This window comes from Dermatophilus congolensis (assembly GCF_900447215.1).
Lineage (GTDB): Bacteria > Actinomycetota > Actinomycetes > Actinomycetales > Dermatophilaceae > Dermatophilus > Dermatophilus congolensis_A.
Window position 1 is genome coordinate 640,200 of record NZ_UFYA01000001.1, and the last position, 15,338, is coordinate 655,537.

Sequence of the window (15,338 nt, forward strand, 5' to 3'; positions counted from 1 at the left end):
GTCGGTTTAGCCTGTCGGGTGTGAGTGATGATTTGTTTGGTGTAGCTGCTGAGGCTGGTCGTGGTGGGGTGGGGGCGGTGCCGTTGGCGGTGCGGATGCGGCCGCGGTCGTTGGATGAGGTGCGTGGTCAGGGTGATGTGTTGCGGGTGGGTAGTCCGTTGCGGCGGTTAGTGGAGGGTGCTGTTGGTGGTGGGGTGGGGCCGTTGTCGGTGATTTTGTGGGGGCCGCCGGGGACGGGGAAGACGACGTTGGCGCATTTGGTGGCTGGTGGTGAGCGCAAGTTTGTGGAGTTGTCTGCGTTGAGTGCGGGGGTGCGTGATGTGCGGGCGGTGATGGAGGCTGCGCGTCGGGATAAGGATGTCTGTGGGGTGGAGACGGTGTTGTTTCTTGATGAGATTCATCGGTTTTCGAAGGCGCAGCAGGATGCTTTGTTGCCGGGGGTGGAGAATCGCACGGTGATTTTGGTGGCGGCGACGACGGAGAATCCGAGTTTTTCGATTGTTTCGCCGTTGTTGTCTCGGTCGATGGTGGTGACGTTGACGTCGTTGTCGGATGAGGATGTTGCGGGTGTGGTGGGTGCGGCGTTGGTGGATGAGCGTGGTTTGGGTGGGGTTTTTGTGCTGGAGGAGGGGGCGTTGGGGCATGTGGTGCGGATGGCGGGTGGTGATGCGCGTCGGGCGTTGACGGAGTTGGAGGCGTCGGCGGGGGTGGCGTTGGATGATTTGCCGGCGGGGCGGGGGTATCCGACGGTGGATGAGCCTGCTGTTATTACGTTGGCGCATGTGGAGCGGGCGGTGGCGCGGTCTGCGGTGCGGTATGACCGGGCTGGTGGGCAGCATTATGACGTTGCGAGTGCGTTTATTAAGTCGATGCGTGGTTCGGATGTGGATGCGGCGTTGCATTATTTGGCGGTGATGTTGGAGGCGGGTGAGGATCCTCGTTTTATTGCGCGTCGGGTGGTGATTTCGGCCTGTGAGGAGATTGGGATGGCTGATCCGGGGGCGTTGCAGACTGCGGTGGCGGCGATGCATGCGGTGGCGCAGGTGGGGATGCCGGAGGCTCGGCTGATTTTGGCGCAGGCGGTTGTTCATAATTGTTTGGCGCCGAAGTCGAATGCGGTGTATTCGGCGGTGAATGCGGCGATGGCGGATGTGAAGGCGGGGCGGGGTGGGCAGGTGCCGCCGGCGTTGCGGGGGTCGGCGTTTTCGCGGGCGGCTGGGTCTGCGACGAGGCAGGTGGGGGTGGGCAAGGATGCGTATGTGTATGCGCATGATGAGGTGGATTCGGTTGCTCGTCAGCAGTATTTGCCGGATGAGTTGGTGGGGGTTGATTACTATCACCCCAAGCCTCATGGGTATGAGGAGCGGTTGGTGGGGCGGTGGGCGTGGTTGCGGGAGCGTTTGGGTAAGCCAGGGGCTGAGGGTGGGTCTTCGAATTCTTCGAGAGAGGGGTGATGGTGTCGTATTTTTGCGGGTGGTTGGGTGTTTAGGCTGGGTGGATGGTTACGTGGTTTGACGTGCGGGATGCGGTTGAGGCCCGCTATGAGGTGTTGGGGCCTTTGGTGTGGGATAGCCCGCATGAAGATGGTGATCCGTTGCCTGAGTCGTATGAGCGTACGAGTGATTTTCGTCGTTTTGAGGCTCCGGTGTTGCGGGTGCGGGCGTGGGTGGATGCTTTGGTTGGGTTGGGTGTGGCTTCTGCTGTGGAGGTTGGGTATGTGCAGCAGGGTGAGAAGAGGTTGCGTCGTGAGCTGGTGCGTGCGAAGCGTTCGGGGACTTTAGCGTTGTGGGTGACTACGGGTGTGCAGGAGCCGACGACGTTGGCTGTTGCTCATCCTCAGCTTGTGATTGAGTCTGAGCCGCGTTGTGGGTGTGATGGGTGTGATTTTGGTAGTGAGTCGTTGCTGGGGCTTTTTGATTGTGCGTTTGAGTCTGTGGTGACTGGTGATGTGACTGTGCGGCAGGATGAGCAGGATCGGTATGTGTATTTGTCGCAGTTCAGTAGTCAAGGTGGCGCGCATTTTCTTGACCATCCGTTGGTGGGGCAGAGGCATGGGGCGGCGTGGGTGGATTAATTCTCGTGGACGCGAAAGCATAGGAAATGCGTGAAGCATAGTAGCTGAAAAGCGCGCCTACAGGTCATGAAAAAGGATTTAGTCTTTAAGTCGCATGCCTGTTTACTGTCAATTTAGGATTCGAGTACGCCGTTAATGTCTGACGGGGTGCCTGTTAGGCTCGCGCTCTTTGTTCTTATAGTGGGGGCGGAGGGGGTCTGGGTAGGAATTTTTCTCTGAAGGGGGTTTTGATGGCAATTAGAGTAGAAAATATCAAAAAGACATTAGGTCGCAAAGAGGTTATTCGAGATATTTCTTTCACTGCTCCGACTGGGAAGATAACAGGAGTATTGGGGCCCAATGGAGCAGGTAAGACAACCACATTTAAGATTATGCTGAATATAATGAGTTCAGATAATTCTGAAAGCTGTGTTACTTATGGAGGTGATCGGCTCGCATCTTTCTCTCTTCCATTGACCAGGGTGGGATTTTCAATGGAAATCGACGCGATGGACAAAAGGAGAAAGGCAGTTGATCATTTACGGTCCTACGCGCCGCTGGCAGATTGTTCGGATTCTCGCATCGATGAACTGCTGGAACAAGTTGGGTTGGGGTATGCAAAAAAAGCAGCAGGTCGGCTCGTATTCCATGGGCATGAAGCAGCGGCCATCTCTAGCGATGTCCTTACTGGGTGACCCGGATTTCCTCATACTAGATGAGCCCACTAATGGCCTAGATCCTGATGGAATAATCTGGATAAGGGACTATCTAAAGAAGCTTGCAGATGATGGGAAGACTATAATCGTTTCTTCTCACCTTCTCAATGAGGCGCAAAAATTTATTGACTGTGTAGTTATTATCAAAGAGGGAAGTGTTGCCTATGAGGGGGATGTTTCTGACCTAAAGGAGGCGTGCAGTAAATACTCTGGTCGAGAAAACTTAGATCTTGAGGAATTGATGCAATTCTTGGAGGTGGGTTTCTGGGAAGATCTTTGGGGTTTCCCCTCTGTCTCAAATGACTGCTCTAGGGGTTATGGCTTTGGCGGCTATCTCAATTGCTCTAGTGGGGTGGGGTCAATTCAGGAAGAAAGAGTTTTAAGCACACGTGGGTTAGGTGCTTAGTGATGCTCGTGAATGATTTTTAGGGGTGCCTTTGGGTTTTAGAAGTGTGGTTTTGGGGTGACATGCCTTTACCTGTCACGTGTGGTGACAGGTAAAGGCATGTGGGGTTAGATTCCGGCAGGTTCACTCAAGGGTGGGGTGGGTTTGCTGTTGATGATGGCGTTTTCCTTGGCGTAGTGGCATGCGCTGCGGTGTGCGCCAGTAGTGGTGGTGTCTGGGCGGTCGATGAGTTCTGGGTCATCAGTGGCACAGATGTCGGTGGCGATGGGGCAGCGGGTGTGGAATCGGCAGCCGCTGGGTGGGTTCGCGGGGGAGGGGACATCGCCGGTAAGGATGATTTGGTTTCCTAAGCCGCGCACGGTGGGGTCAGGGACGGGCACGGCGGACAGGAGTGCCTGGGTGTATGGGTGGGTGGCGTGTTCGTAGATTTCTTCTTCGGTGCCGAGTTCAACCATCTTGCCCAGGTACATGACGCCGATGCGGTCAGAGATGTGGCGGACGACGGATAGATCGTGGGCAACGAAGATGTAGGCCAGCCCGAGCTCATCTTGGAGTCGTTCCATGAGGTTGACGACTTGGGCCTGGACGGAAACATCAAGGGCCGAAACTGGTTCGTCACAGACAAGTACTTTGGGGCGCAAGGCGATGCCGCGGGCGATGCCGATGCGTTGTCGCTGACCGCCAGAGAATTGGTGGGGGTATCGGTTGATGTGTTCGGGATTGAGGCCGACCATGTCGAGCAGTTCTCGTACGGCGGCTTTTTTGCCTTCTTTAGGGGTAGCGGTGGGGTGGATGTCGAAGGGTTCGCCGATGATGTCGCCGACGGTTTTGCGTGGATTGAGTGAGGTATAGGGGTCTTGAAAGACGATTTGGATGTCGCGGCGCATTTTTCGTAGGGCGGCGCCGGTGGCAGTGGCCAGGTCTGCTCCGTCGAAGTCAACGCTGCCGGAGGTGGGGTGTTCGAGGCGAACGAGCATGCGACCGAGGGTGGATTTTCCGCATCCGGATTCGCCGACGATGCCCAGGGTTTCGCCTTTGCGTAGTTCGAAGGAGACGCCGTCGACGGCTTTGACTTCTCCGACTTTGCGGCGCAGAACACCTTTGCGGATGGGGTAGTGCTTGACGAGGTCGTTGGCACGGAGGATGACGTCGTTCATCGTGTTTCTCCGTTCGTGGGGGTGGTTGAGGTGGGCACGGTGCGGATGCTGCCGGTGGTGGTGACTTCGGCGCGGGGGGTGAGTTTGCCCTCGAAGAGGGAGTCTGCGTAGTGGCAGGCCGAGGTGTGCGGGTGGGTGGGGTCGTCTTCGACGGTGTGCAGTTCTGGGCGGGTGCGGGTGCATTCGCTGGTGGCGTAGCGGCAGCGGGGTTGGAATTCGCAGCCGGGGGGCATGGCGAGCAGGTTGGGCGGCAGTCCACCGATGGCGGCGAGTTGTTCGCCTCGACCGTCCATGCGGGGGATGGAGTCGAGGAGACCTTTGGTGTAGGGGTGTGCGGGGTAGGCGTAGGCGTCGAAAACGTTGGCCTGTTCCATGATGCGTCCGGCGTACATGACGGCGATGCGGTCGGCGACGTCGGCCACGACCCCTAGATCGTGGGTGATGAGGATGAGGCCCATGTGGCGTTCTTCTTGGAGTTCGGCCAACAGGCGCATGATTTGGGCTTGGACGGTGACGTCCAGGGCGGTGGTGGGTTCATCGGCGATGAGGACTGCTGGGTCTAGCGCGATGGCCACGGCGATCATGATGCGTTGGCGCATTCCGCCGGAGAATTGGTGGGGGAATGCTTTGACGCGTTGTTTTGCGCCGGGGATGTGGACGCGTTCCATGAGTCGGATGGCTTGGTCGAGGGCGTCTTTGCGGTTCATGCCGCGGTGGACGCGGAGCATTTCAGCGATTTGCCAGCCGACGGGGAAGACAGGGTTAAGGGCTGATAGGGCGTCCTGGAACACCATAGAGATGTCAGGTCCGCGTAGTTTGCGGCGTTCGCTTTCGGGCAGGGTGAGGATGTCACGGCCGCGGTAGCGCACGGATCCGGAGGCGATGCGTGCTGGTGGTGTGTCGAGGATGCCCATGATGGCTTGGGCGGTGACAGATTTCCCGGATCCGGATTCGCCGAGGATGGCGAGGGTTTCGCCTTCGGCGACGCTGAATGAGGCGCCGTTGATGGCGTGTGCGACGCCGTCGTCGGTGTGGAAGTCGACGTGGAGGTTATCGACTTCCAGGAGGGTTTGGCCGACGTTGCGGTGGGTGGCGTGTTTGGTGTGTGTGGTGGTCATGGGCGGGGCTTCTTTGCGCTTGGGGGCGGTCATCGGGCCTTGGGGTCGAACGCGTCACGGACGGCGTCGCCGAGGAGGATGAAGGCCAGGACGGTGATCGACAAGAACAGGCTCGGGAAGAGCAGGATGTGGGGTGCGGCGTAGATGGCGTCGGTGCCGGTTGAGATTGCTAGTCCCCAGCTGATGGCGGGGGAGGTCAACCCGATGCCGAGGAAGCTCAGGGTTGCTTCGGCGGCGATGAAGGTGCCTAGGTTGATGGTGGAGACCACCAGGGCGGGTGCGAATGCGTTGGGCAGTAGGTGGCGGAAGATGATGCGCCCTGTTCCTGCCCCGAGGGCGCGGGCTGCCATGACGTATTCGCTGTCTTTGATTTGGAGGATGGCTCCGCGCATGAGTCGGGCGATGCTGGGCCAGCCGAAGAGAGACAAAACGAGGACCACTTTCCCTACGACGACCCAGAAACTGGCGTCGGGTGGGTTGGGGAAAGAGGTCATGAACAGGATGCCGCCCAGCAGCATGGGGATGGCGAAGAAAACATCGGTGACGCGCATGAGCAGGGTGTCCCAGATGCCGCCGAAGTAGGCGGCGAGGGTGCCGACGATGGCGCCGATGAGGAGGGTGGCGATGGTGGTGAGGACACCGACGAGGATGGAGGCGCGCGCGCCGTAGATGGTGAGGGTGTAGATGTCTGCGCCTTGGATGTCTCGGCCGAACCATGCCTCGGCGCTGGGTTCGGCGCGTGATTGGGATAGGTCGGCGGCGTAGGGGTCGCCGTGGGCGAAGAGGCTGGGCGCTATGGCCATGAGCACGAGGGTGATGATCATGATTGTGGAGACCCAGAACAGGGGGCGTCGGCGCAGGTAGAGCCAGGCGTCGGAGGTCAGGGACCGTGCGGGGGCCTCTGCGGTGGTGGTGGGTTTCATGGTGGGTTCCTGGGCGACGCTGCTGGGGGTGGTGCCGGTGGGGGTGGTGTTGGTGTCAGTCATGGCTGATCCTCGGGTCGAGAACGCCGTACAGCAGGTCGACGATCAGGTTGACGAGCAGGAAGACCAGGACGAGCATCGTGACGGCTGAGACGACGGCGATGCCGTCACGGTTGGCGATGCTTTCGAAGATGTATCCGCCTACTCCGGGGATGTTGAAGATGCGTTCGGTGACGATGGCCCCGCCTAGGAGGGCACCGAAGTCGGCGCCGATGAAGGTGATGACTGGGATGAGTGAGTTGCGCAGTACGTGGATACCAACGACGCGTTTTTGGGTGAGGCCTTTGGCGCGTGCGGTGCGGGCGTAGTCAGCGCGGAGATTTTCGACGAGGTTGGTGCGGGTGAGTCGGGCGACGTAGGCGATGGATAGGGATCCGAGGACGAATCCGGGCAGGAGGAGCTGGTACCAGCCGGGTTCGTAGCCGACGGTGACGGGGAACCATTGGAGTTGGATCCCGAACACGAGTTGCATGATGGGGGCGATGACGATGATCGGGATGGAGATGACGAATAGGGTTCCGACCATGACGAGGGCGTCGATGAATCCGCCTTTGCGGATTCCAGCCAGGATTCCGGCCAGGACACCGATGATGATTTCGACGGTGACGGCGACGATGGCTAGTTGCCCGGTGACTGAGTAGCGTTCGGTGAGCTCTTCGCTGATGGGGTTGCCGAAGTAGTTCTTTCCGAAGTCGCCTTGGAGTACATTTCCTCCCCACTTCGCGTATTGGATGATCAGGGGGTCATCCAGGTTGTGTTGGGCGCGGAATTCAGCAACGAATTCGGGTGAGCATGGGCGCTCACCGCATTTACCGACAGTGGGGTCTCCGGGTAGTGCGAAGACCATCGCGAAAATGAGGAAGGTTGCGCCCAGTACGACAGGGATCATCTGTAGTAGTCGGCGCAGAACATAGGTGCCCACAGTTTTGGCTCCTGCTCTGTGGCGGTGTGTGGTGTGGCGTGGTGGGGGTGTAGGCCGTGATGGTGCGGCTTTGTGGGGTGCCGCGTCGTTGTAGACGCGGCACCCCGGAGGTGCGCGGGGGTGTTACTGGGGCTGTTGTCAGCCTTTAACTTTGAGTGAGGCCCAGTCGATGGTGCCTTTTTTGGTGATTTTGATGTCGCTGATGCGGTCGCTGTATACGACTTGGCGGATGTAGTCGAACATCGGGATGCTGGGCATGTCGTTGGCGAGCATGCTTTCTGCTTCTTGGTATTCCTTGTTCGCTTCTTCCAAGGAGGGCGCTTCGACGGCTTCAGCGAGTTTCTTGTCGAATTCGGGGTTGCTGTATTTGCCGTCGTTGCTGGATCCGCCGGTGGAGAACTGGGGGGTGAGGAAGTTTTCGATGGAGGGGTAGTCCATCTGCCATCCGGCGCGGAACATGCCTTTCATTTCATGTTTGGTGATTTGGGTGCGGAATGTTTTGAAGTCGACTACGGGGGTGGAGACGCAGTTGATGCCGAGGTTCTGCTGGATGTTGTTGCAGACGGCTTTGGTCCAGGGGCCGTGGTCGGAGTCGGCGTTGTAGCTGAAGGTGAGGGTGCCTGTGTAGCCACCGGCTTCTTCGAGGAGTTGTTTGGCTTTGGTGGGGTTGTAGGTGCAGTATTCGCCGCAGCCGCCAGCTTTGTGGCCGTCAACGGCTGGGGGGACCCACCCGGTGGCGGGGACGCGAGCGCCAGCGAAGATCTGTTTGCTGATGGTTTCGCGGTCGATCGCCATGGATAGCGCTTGGCGCAGTTTGGGGTTTTGGATGCTGGGGTCGGTTTCTTTGGGCGCGAACGCGATGGTGCCGTTGCCGGCGATGGGCGCCGAGATGTTTCGGTTTTTGAAGTCGTTTTTGTACTTCTCGTTGATGAGGGATGACTGTGGCGGGTCGTTGTCGATGTCGAGGTTGCCGGCTTGGGCGTCTTTGTAGGCAGCGTCAGAGTTCTGGTAGATGCGGAACGTGACTTTGCCGACCTGGGTTTTGTCTGGGCCGTCGTAGTGCGGGTTTTTCGCCAGCACGATTTCTCGGTTGGGGGTCCAGTTTTCGACCATGAGGGGGCCAGCAGAGATGGGTTTTTTGCCGTATGCCTCGGTGTCTTTGAAGAAGACGTCGGGTAGCGGCATGAAGGGGGCGTGGCCGAGGCGGACTTCGAGGTTGGCGATTTTTTGGGTGGTTTCGATGGTGAAGGTGTGGTCGTCAACAACCTTCAGGCCGCTCATCTCTTTGGCTTTGGGCTGTGCACCTTTGTCGCCTTGGAGGTCTTCGTAGCCTTTGATGGGTTCGAAGAAGTAGGAGTTGATTTGGGCGTTGGGTCCGTATGCGCCCCAGTTCCAGGCGTCGACGAAGTTTTTGGCTTTGACTTCGGTGCCGTCGGAGAATTTGCGGCCTGGTTTGAGTTTGACGGTGAAGTGCTGATTGTCCGTCGTCTCGATGGATTCGGCCATGTCTTTTTCGGGCGCTCCGCTTTGTGCGCTGTATCGCACGAGCCCGGAGGAGACCGCGTCGAGGACGTCGCCGCCGCATACCTCGCTGGTGGAGGTGGTGATGAGGGGGTTCTGGGGGTTGCAGCCGCGCATGGTGACTGCCCCGCCTTCCACCTTTGAACCGTTGGAGCCTCCGCCGCCGCAGGCGGCCAGAAGCGTGGTGAGGGAGAGGCCGACTGCGAGGGCGGCGCGTGTGCGGATAGGCATCTGCACTTCCTTTCTGCGTCAACGGGGAGCGCATCGTTGCGTTCTCCGAAGGGCGCCCGGGTGTCGTTGATGACATCGGGCGCGGTGCCGCGGGGGCACAGGATGAGGGCGCGCCGGGGCATATGTGGGGTGACCAGCGGACGCGCAAAAATTCATCCGATTGCGTAAAGGTACGCTATGTCCGCTTTTTGTCCACTCCGATTAGTGCGACGGCACGCCGGTGAATGTGGTTATTGGGGTGTTATGCCTGATTTTGGGCGTAAAGACGGCCAAGAAATCCAGTGTCCGAAATATGGTCACGGGGATTCCTTGGCTGCAAAGAAAGGACCCTCAAGCAATAAGTTGGGTCACCCTTTCTTGAAGCCTTTCTGCCATCCGACTTCTTCCCATTTCGGGGTCAGTTCTTGGAACAAACTGGGCCCCCAGTTGGCTAGCCCTTCACGCGTGGCGGTGATCTTCGGTCCATTCCATAGCGAAAGTTGACCGTACGTTGCGGCCATCCATTCCTTTTCCACAGCGTTCATCTCTTTGGCTTGTTCTTCTTCATCTGTGATGGACCCAAGCTTTTTGAGACGGGTATCAATCTCTGGGCTGCCTGCGGCAGAGAAGTTGCTACTGGAATCGGAGCACATTGATTGACACATTCCCCCCAGGGGGCTGTTCGTACTTGCCGTCCATGCCATGGGGAGGAAGTCGAAGTCTTTCTTTTCGACTGTGCTTCCAAACTGTGCGGACGGGCGGATATCGAGTTGCAGGTCGATACCAATGGCTTTCAGCTGGGACTGGACGGTCTGCGCCAGCGCTGCTTGCAGTGGGGCATCGCCAAAAGTTGTGTAGCGAACCGACAGCTTCGTGCCATTTTTCGCGACGATCCCGTCGGCCTGGGAAGATACCCCGCATCCTGCAGCGTTTTCCGTGCAGCCTGCGGGTCGAACTTCACTGGCATATTGTTCTCAGCTCGTGGGTCGAAGGAGAAGAACAACCCAGACTCGACCGGTTTCTCGGTGTAGTCGATCCCATTGAATCGGATTTTCCGTAGCTGCTCCCGGTCCAATCCCTGCCAGATGGCTTTACGCACAGCTATGTCTTTGAGGCTCGGTGAGTTCGCGTTGAAAATATAGACGTTGTTGTACAGCAGCTGGCTGTGGCGTAATTCCATCCCAGCAGTGCCACGGATCTGCTCCAACCGTGCCTTATTTGCTACATCCGTGGCATCGATCTCCCCATTTTTGAACGCCAGAATGGTTGCCGACTCCTCCATCTGACGAAACACCACCCGATCCAGCATCGGTGCATTTCCCCACCACTTGTTATTAGGGACGATGACGGCAGTCCTGCTCTGATCATCAATTTCCTTGATGACAAACGGTCCAGAACGCAGCTCTGGATGCGGATCCGTCTTCATCAGGGTGTTAAAAGTTTCTGGATCTTTCGCCACCTTCGGGTGGATCAAAGATGCAAAAATCTCAGTGATCGGATTGAAAGGCTTTTTGAAAGTCACAACCACCTGCTCAGGGGTATCCCCCTTCTCTACCGACTCGATGTCCTCATAGCCAGCAGTGGCGCCAGAGTTGTTGTACTTACCCTCATCTACCGATGCACGCTGAGACTTCCACGTGGCCTCAAAAGCAGTCCAATCGATCTTGGTCCCGTCATTCCAGATCGCCTTCGGATTGAGGTCGTAAGTGACCACCTGTTTGCCGCCGCTGACCTCCACATGCGGCATCTTGATGAGGTACTCAGTGCGGGCACTGGCCCCTTGCGGCGAATAGATAAACAGCATCGGATCTGTGGCTGCTGTGATCTGACCCCAACTATGATTGTTGCCATCGGTGTGCAGACCGTTGTAGTTCGTTGGAAAAGTCTTCATCACGAAAACGGCGGTGCCGCCCTTATCCATATGAGCCCGATCCTGCGGATTACGTTGCACCAACGAAGCAGGATCATGACTACCCACCGAACTCTTCGAATCCTGCCCACCCCCACCAGCACAACCAGAAACCCCCAGCACAGCAGCCATCACGATCGCCACTGCCATAGTGCACCTGCGTTTACTCACGGCATTGTCCTTCCCCGAACAGGCCACCCACACCAGCGTTACTTCCCCCACCTACCTGCTCCCCAACACGCAAACGATCAGGGAAAAAACAAGGCTGTTGGTGATCGCCAGCACCAACAGCCTCCAACGCAGGCTCAGCCTCACGACACCGCTGCCGCTGCTGCTCATCCAGCAGCTCCACCACCGGACACCGCGAGGCAAAATCACACCCCACCGGCCGGTTCAACGGACTAGGCAAATCACCCCGCAACACAATGCGCTCACGAGTCCGCTCCTTCACCGGATCAGGAAGCGGAATAGCCGAAAGAAGCGCACGCGTATACGGATGCCGTGGATTATCGAAAACCGAATCCACATCCCCGATCTCCACAATCTTGCCCAGGTACATCACCGCAACCCGGTCACTGATGTGACGCACCACAGCCAGATCATGGGCCACAAACAAATACGAAATACCCAACGTCGCCTTGAGCCTGTCCAGCAGGTTGATCACCCCAGCCTGCACAGACACATCCAACGCCGAAACCGGCTCATCCAACACAATCACTTTGGGGTTCAACGCCAGCGCCCGCGCGATACCGATGCGCTGACGCTGACCACCTGAGAACTGCGAAGGAAACCTGTTCAAATGGTCCGGCTCCAAGCCCACCGTGGCCATAAGCTCACGAGTGCGCTGCTGCCGCTGATCCTCAGGCATTCCAAAAGCCCGCAACGGCTCACTGATCAACTCATACACCGTGAACCGCGGGTCCAAAGCCCCCATCGGATCCTGAAACACCAACTGCACATTGCGCCGCAATGCCGTGATCTCAGCCTTACGCCGCAACGACGCAACCGGCTTACCCAACACAACGATCTTGCCAACCGTGGCCGGATCCATCTCCATGATCTCAAGCAACGTCGTCGACTTACCGCACCCAGACTCACCCACGATGGCCAGGCACTCACCCTCACGCACATCGAAAGAGACCCCATCAACGGCCTTCACCTCGCCGACTTGACGCTTAAACAAAGCCCCCTTCTTCAGCGGGAAATGCTTGTGTAGGTTCTCCACCTCCAAGAACGTCTGCCGCTGCTGCCTAGGCACCCCCTCCAACGGTGAATGCGCCACCGCAGGAACCGGGAACACATCCGTGGCGCCCTGAATGTCACGCAAATACTCATGCCGCACACACGCACTCATATGCCCCGGCTCCACCATCACAGCCGCAGGTTCACCATCACCACACGCATCAACCACCAACGGGCAGCGAGGCGCAAACGGACACCCCGTCGGGTCATGAATCAAATTAGGCGGATTTCCCTCAATCGGCACCAACGAAGCTTTCTCCCGCCGATCAACCCGCGGAATCGAACCCAACAAACCCAGCGTGTACGGCATCCGCGGCCGGTAGAAAATGTCATCCACCTGACCCTTCTCCACCGGACGCCCGGCATACATCACCATCACGTCATCAGCGATGCCCGCCACGACACCCAAATCGTGCGTAATCATCACCACCGCCGCACCAGTCTCCCGCTGCGCCACTTTCAACACATCTAAAATCTGCGCCTAGATCGTCACATCCAGCGCCGTCGTCGGCTCATCAGCGATGATTACGCGCGGATTGTTCGCGATCGCAATCGCGATCACCACCCGCTGGCGCATCCCGCCAGAAAACTCATGCGGGTAGGAATCCACGCGCGAGCTCGGGCTGGGAATCCCCACAATCTCGAGCAACTCAATCGCGCGCGCCCGAGCTGCCTTCGCCGACAGCGATTGATGTGCCTGCAACGCCTCAATAATCTGCTGCCCCACCGTGAACACCGGCGTCAACGAACTCAGCGGATCCTGAAAAATCATCGCGATATCACGGCCACGATGCGCCGACATCTGCCGATCAGACAGGCCAATCAATTCTTTGCCCTGGTACGTGATCGACCCCGAAATCTTCGCGCTGTCAGGCAAAAGCTCCATCATCGCCAGCGAGGTCACTGACTTACCCGACCCGATTCGCCAACAATCCCCAAAACCCGGCCCGGGAACAGATCAAAATCCATGCCGCGTACCGCATGCACCACCCCAGCCTCGGAAGGAAACCGCACATGCAAATCCCGCACCGACAAAACCGCCTGCTCCTGCGGAGAAGACACAGTGTGCTCAGCAGACAAAACAACGTTACTCATGCTCGGCCTCCGGACTTGCTGTTGGGGCCGAGAGCGTCACGCAGACCATCACCGACCAAAGACAAGGACAAAGTGATCCACAGCAGACACGCCACCGGACCCCAGAACATCCACGGATAAGCAGACAACTGACTGGCTGACTGCCCAATCAGCTGGCCAAGAGAGACATCCGGCGGCCGTACCCCCACACCCAGGAAGCTCAGCGACGTCTCGGCGATGATCGCCCCGAACGTTCCCAACACAATGTTGAGAATCAAATACGAGCCAATATTCGGAATGATGTGCCGCCGGATAATCTGCCAATCCGACACACCCATGTACCGCGCACACGCAACGAACTCACGCTCACGCAACGACTGCGTCGTGGCTCGCACCACACGCGCCAACCCCATCCAGCCAAACAACGTCAAATACAGCGCCAACTGGAAAGCATTCCCCTGACTGGAGCCCATCAACACCGCGATGACCAGGAAATACGGCATCAAAATCAGCATCTCCAACAGCCACATGCCTATCCGCTCACGTGTGCCACCCCAGAAAGCAATCGCCGTGCCATACACCGCCCCGATTAGCGGAGCGAGCACGCCCACACACAAAGCGATAAGCAAAGACTTTCCAGTACCGCGCACCAACATCGCCCACAGATCTAACCCGCCAGCGTTGGTGCCAAGAATATGGCCGCCTTCACCAGGGGCAGCCCCCAAATTCATCAGGTCCTGATCGGTGTACGAAAACGAGTTGATGGTGTTCCCAGCAAGTGCGAAAACCACGACCAAGCCCAGCATCACCAGGCCAACGATCGCTCCTTTGTTCCGCAACAGTCGGCGCAGAATGAGCGTGGACTTACGCGTGATCGCATGCTCCGGCTGAACAGAGCCCACAGGCGCAGCAGCTCCGCCAGGCAGAGGTGCCGGGGGCTCAGTGCAGGTGTGTGCATCGCTAGTCATCAGGCGACCCTCGCTCTCGGATCCACGATCGCCACCGACAAGTCAGCGCAGATAGCACCGATGGCGAACATCACTCCACCGAAAGCCACTCCGGCCACGGCTGCGTTGACGTTTTGTGTCGACGTAATTGCATCGAGGGTGTACCGGCCCAGGCCCTCCCAAGCGAACACCGCCTCGATGATGAATGTGCCGGTAAAAATGCCAGGAATCTGGAAGGCGATCGACTGCGCCACCGGGATGAAAGAAGTACGCAGAGCATGTTTACGCACCGCTTGGGACTTCGTGAGCCCTTTCGCGCGGGCCATACGCACGTAATCAGCGTTGATGTTGTCCAAGAGCAAAGACCGCTGCAGCAACTGATAGCTGACGTAAGCAACAATCGTCAGCGCCACCGTAGGAAGAACAAGGTGCTGCGCTATGTCGACAACACGTTCCACCGCCCCTTCGGGCTGCGGCACCGAATACATGCCAGAGACGTAGAGCAAACGCGTTCCCACGGCGTCGTTGAGATCGATACCAGCCATCTGCACAGTCAGGTAAATCACCGGTGCCGGGATGCAACTAATGACGTAGCTCAGCGTCGTAACTGAACGGTCTGAGAAGGAATACTGCCGCGAAGCGGCGAACACGCCTAGAGCAATGCCGATGACGATCGACAACAGTGTTGCCAGTAGCACGAGGCGCCCAGAAATAACTGCTCTGGTAAGGAATTCTTGGTTGATGCTAGAGCCGTCTGGCCCCATGCCCCAGTCGAAGTGAAAACCACGTTTTTCAGCCACACCAGGTAACGCTGGAACGGGTTCAGGGTTGGATCCAGCCCAGCTTCCTGCAGCTGCGCGGTGACTTGTTCCATGGTGGGGCGTGGAGTGCGCTGCAGTAGCGCTGTTTCGGGTTTCATGACTGTCACGGCGGCCAAATACGCCACCGGTGTCGCCACAAAAATCATCACGAAGTAGTTTGCTAGGCGCCTGAAAAGGTATTTCAGCACGTCGCCACCTCCGGGATTGGATGGCAGACCCCAGATACAACCAGCAAATAGCGGGGCATGGGCGACAACCC

12 protein-coding genes and 3 pseudogenes are annotated in these 15,338 nt (G+C 58.1%); 4 read left to right on the plus strand and 11 right to left on the minus strand.

Annotated elements, in window-relative coordinates; translation table 11 throughout:
• The first annotated feature begins 20 nt into the window (after positions 1–20).
• The 4 genes from DXZ77_RS02710 (at position 21) to DXZ77_RS02725 (ending at position 3,175) form a co-directional block, all read left to right on the plus strand.
• Complete coding sequence (locus tag DXZ77_RS02710) at positions 21–1,454, plus strand: replication-associated recombination protein A (protein WP_258553093.1); 1,434 nt, start codon at positions 21–23, stop codon at positions 1,452–1,454.
• 44 nt (positions 1,455–1,498) lie between these two features.
• A complete protein-coding gene (locus tag DXZ77_RS02715) occupies positions 1,499–2,074 on the plus strand; it encodes a DUF6226 family protein (RefSeq protein WP_115029741.1) in 576 nt (191 codons plus the stop codon).
• Positions 2,075–2,304: 230 nt separating this feature from the next.
• Positions 2,305–2,748, plus strand: a complete 444-nt coding sequence (locus DXZ77_RS02720; protein WP_115029743.1) for an ATP-binding cassette domain-containing protein — start codon at positions 2,305–2,307, stop codon at positions 2,746–2,748.
• Positions 2,708–3,175, plus strand: coding sequence for an ATP-binding cassette domain-containing protein (locus tag DXZ77_RS02725; RefSeq protein ID WP_181816004.1), 468 nt, complete (start codon positions 2,708–2,710; stop codon positions 3,173–3,175). Before DXZ77_RS02720 ends, DXZ77_RS02725 begins: the two co-directional genes overlap by 41 nt.
• 107 nt (positions 3,176–3,282) lie before the next feature.
• Here DXZ77_RS02725 and DXZ77_RS02730 read toward each other — a convergent pair whose 3' ends face one another.
• From DXZ77_RS02730 to DXZ77_RS02770, 11 genes and pseudogenes are all read right to left on the minus strand, one after another.
• On the minus strand, positions 3,283–4,332 hold the full coding sequence (locus DXZ77_RS02730) for an ABC transporter ATP-binding protein (protein WP_115029747.1): 1,050 nt from the start codon (positions 4,330–4,332) through the stop codon (positions 3,283–3,285).
• The gene (locus DXZ77_RS02735; protein WP_115032455.1) at positions 4,329–5,450 is read right to left on the minus strand and encodes an ABC transporter ATP-binding protein; all 1,122 of its coding nucleotides are present in this window, start codon (positions 5,448–5,450) and stop codon (positions 4,329–4,331) included. Before DXZ77_RS02735 ends, DXZ77_RS02730 begins: the two co-directional genes overlap by 4 nt.
• A 29-nt stretch (positions 5,451–5,479) precedes the next feature.
• A complete protein-coding gene (locus DXZ77_RS02740) occupies positions 5,480–6,436 on the minus strand; it encodes an ABC transporter permease (protein WP_115029749.1) in 957 nt (318 codons plus the stop codon).
• A complete protein-coding gene (locus tag DXZ77_RS02745; protein ID WP_115029751.1) occupies positions 6,429–7,355 on the minus strand; it encodes an ABC transporter permease in 927 nt (308 codons plus the stop codon). Before DXZ77_RS02745 ends, DXZ77_RS02740 begins: the two co-directional genes overlap by 8 nt.
• Before the next feature lie 138 nt (positions 7,356–7,493).
• Positions 7,494–9,107, minus strand: a complete 1,614-nt coding sequence (locus DXZ77_RS02750) for a peptide ABC transporter substrate-binding protein (RefSeq protein ID WP_115029753.1) — start codon at positions 9,105–9,107, stop codon at positions 7,494–7,496.
• A 347-nt stretch (positions 9,108–9,454) separates the two neighbouring features.
• On the minus strand, positions 9,455–9,739 hold the full coding sequence (locus DXZ77_RS12655) for a hypothetical protein (RefSeq protein ID WP_371667045.1): 285 nt from the start codon (positions 9,737–9,739) through the stop codon (positions 9,455–9,457).
• 54 nt (positions 9,740–9,793) lie between these two features.
• Positions 9,794–9,955 (minus strand): annotated as a pseudogene (locus DXZ77_RS12660) (hypothetical protein); the annotation flags it as partial.
• A complete protein-coding gene (locus DXZ77_RS02755; protein WP_258553094.1) occupies positions 9,880–11,166 on the minus strand; it encodes an ABC transporter substrate-binding protein in 1,287 nt (428 codons plus the stop codon). The gene DXZ77_RS02755 and the pseudogene DXZ77_RS12660, both read right to left, overlap by 76 nt.
• Positions 11,159–13,332: pseudogene (locus DXZ77_RS02760) on the minus strand (ABC transporter ATP-binding protein). The gene DXZ77_RS02755 and the pseudogene DXZ77_RS02760 overlap by 8 nt, the downstream one beginning before the upstream one ends.
• Positions 13,329–14,279 carry an ABC transporter permease gene (locus tag DXZ77_RS02765; RefSeq protein ID WP_115029755.1) on the minus strand — a complete coding sequence of 317 codons (951 nt, stop codon included), beginning with the start codon at positions 14,277–14,279 and terminating at the stop codon, positions 13,329–13,331. The pseudogene DXZ77_RS02760 and the gene DXZ77_RS02765 overlap by 4 nt, the downstream one beginning before the upstream one ends.
• A pseudogene (locus DXZ77_RS02770) lies at positions 14,279–15,267 on the minus strand (ABC transporter permease). Before DXZ77_RS02770 ends, DXZ77_RS02765 begins: the two are co-directional and overlap by 1 nt.
• Positions 15,268–15,338 lie beyond the last annotated feature (71 nt).

Excerpts from the sequence above, each read along its gene's own strand:
- DXZ77_RS02750 (WP_115029753.1), bottom strand. The coding sequence starts at position 9,107 with ATGCCTATCCGCACACGCGCCGCCCTCGCAGTCGGCCTCTCCCTCACC.
- DXZ77_RS02740 (WP_115029749.1), bottom strand. The coding sequence starts at position 6,436 with ATGACTGACACCAACACCACCCCCACCGGCACCACCCCCAGCAGCGTC.
- DXZ77_RS02715 (WP_115029741.1), top strand. The coding sequence starts at position 1,499 with ATGGTTACGTGGTTTGACGTGCGGGATGCGGTTGAGGCCCGCTATGAG.
- DXZ77_RS02735 (WP_115032455.1), bottom strand. The coding sequence starts at position 5,450 with ATGACCACCACACACACCAAACACGCCACCCACCGCAACGTCGGCCAA.
- DXZ77_RS02730 (WP_115029747.1), bottom strand. The coding sequence starts at position 4,332 with ATGAACGACGTCATCCTCCGTGCCAACGACCTCGTCAAGCACTACCCC.
- DXZ77_RS02725 (WP_181816004.1), top strand. The coding sequence starts at position 2,708 with ATGAAGCAGCGGCCATCTCTAGCGATGTCCTTACTGGGTGACCCGGAT.
- DXZ77_RS02765 (WP_115029755.1), bottom strand. The coding sequence starts at position 14,279 with ATGACTAGCGATGCACACACCTGCACTGAGCCCCCGGCACCTCTGCCT.
- DXZ77_RS02720 (WP_115029743.1), top strand. The coding sequence starts at position 2,305 with ATGGCAATTAGAGTAGAAAATATCAAAAAGACATTAGGTCGCAAAGAG.
- DXZ77_RS12655 (WP_371667045.1), bottom strand. The coding sequence starts at position 9,739 with ATGTGCTCCGATTCCAGTAGCAACTTCTCTGCCGCAGGCAGCCCAGAG.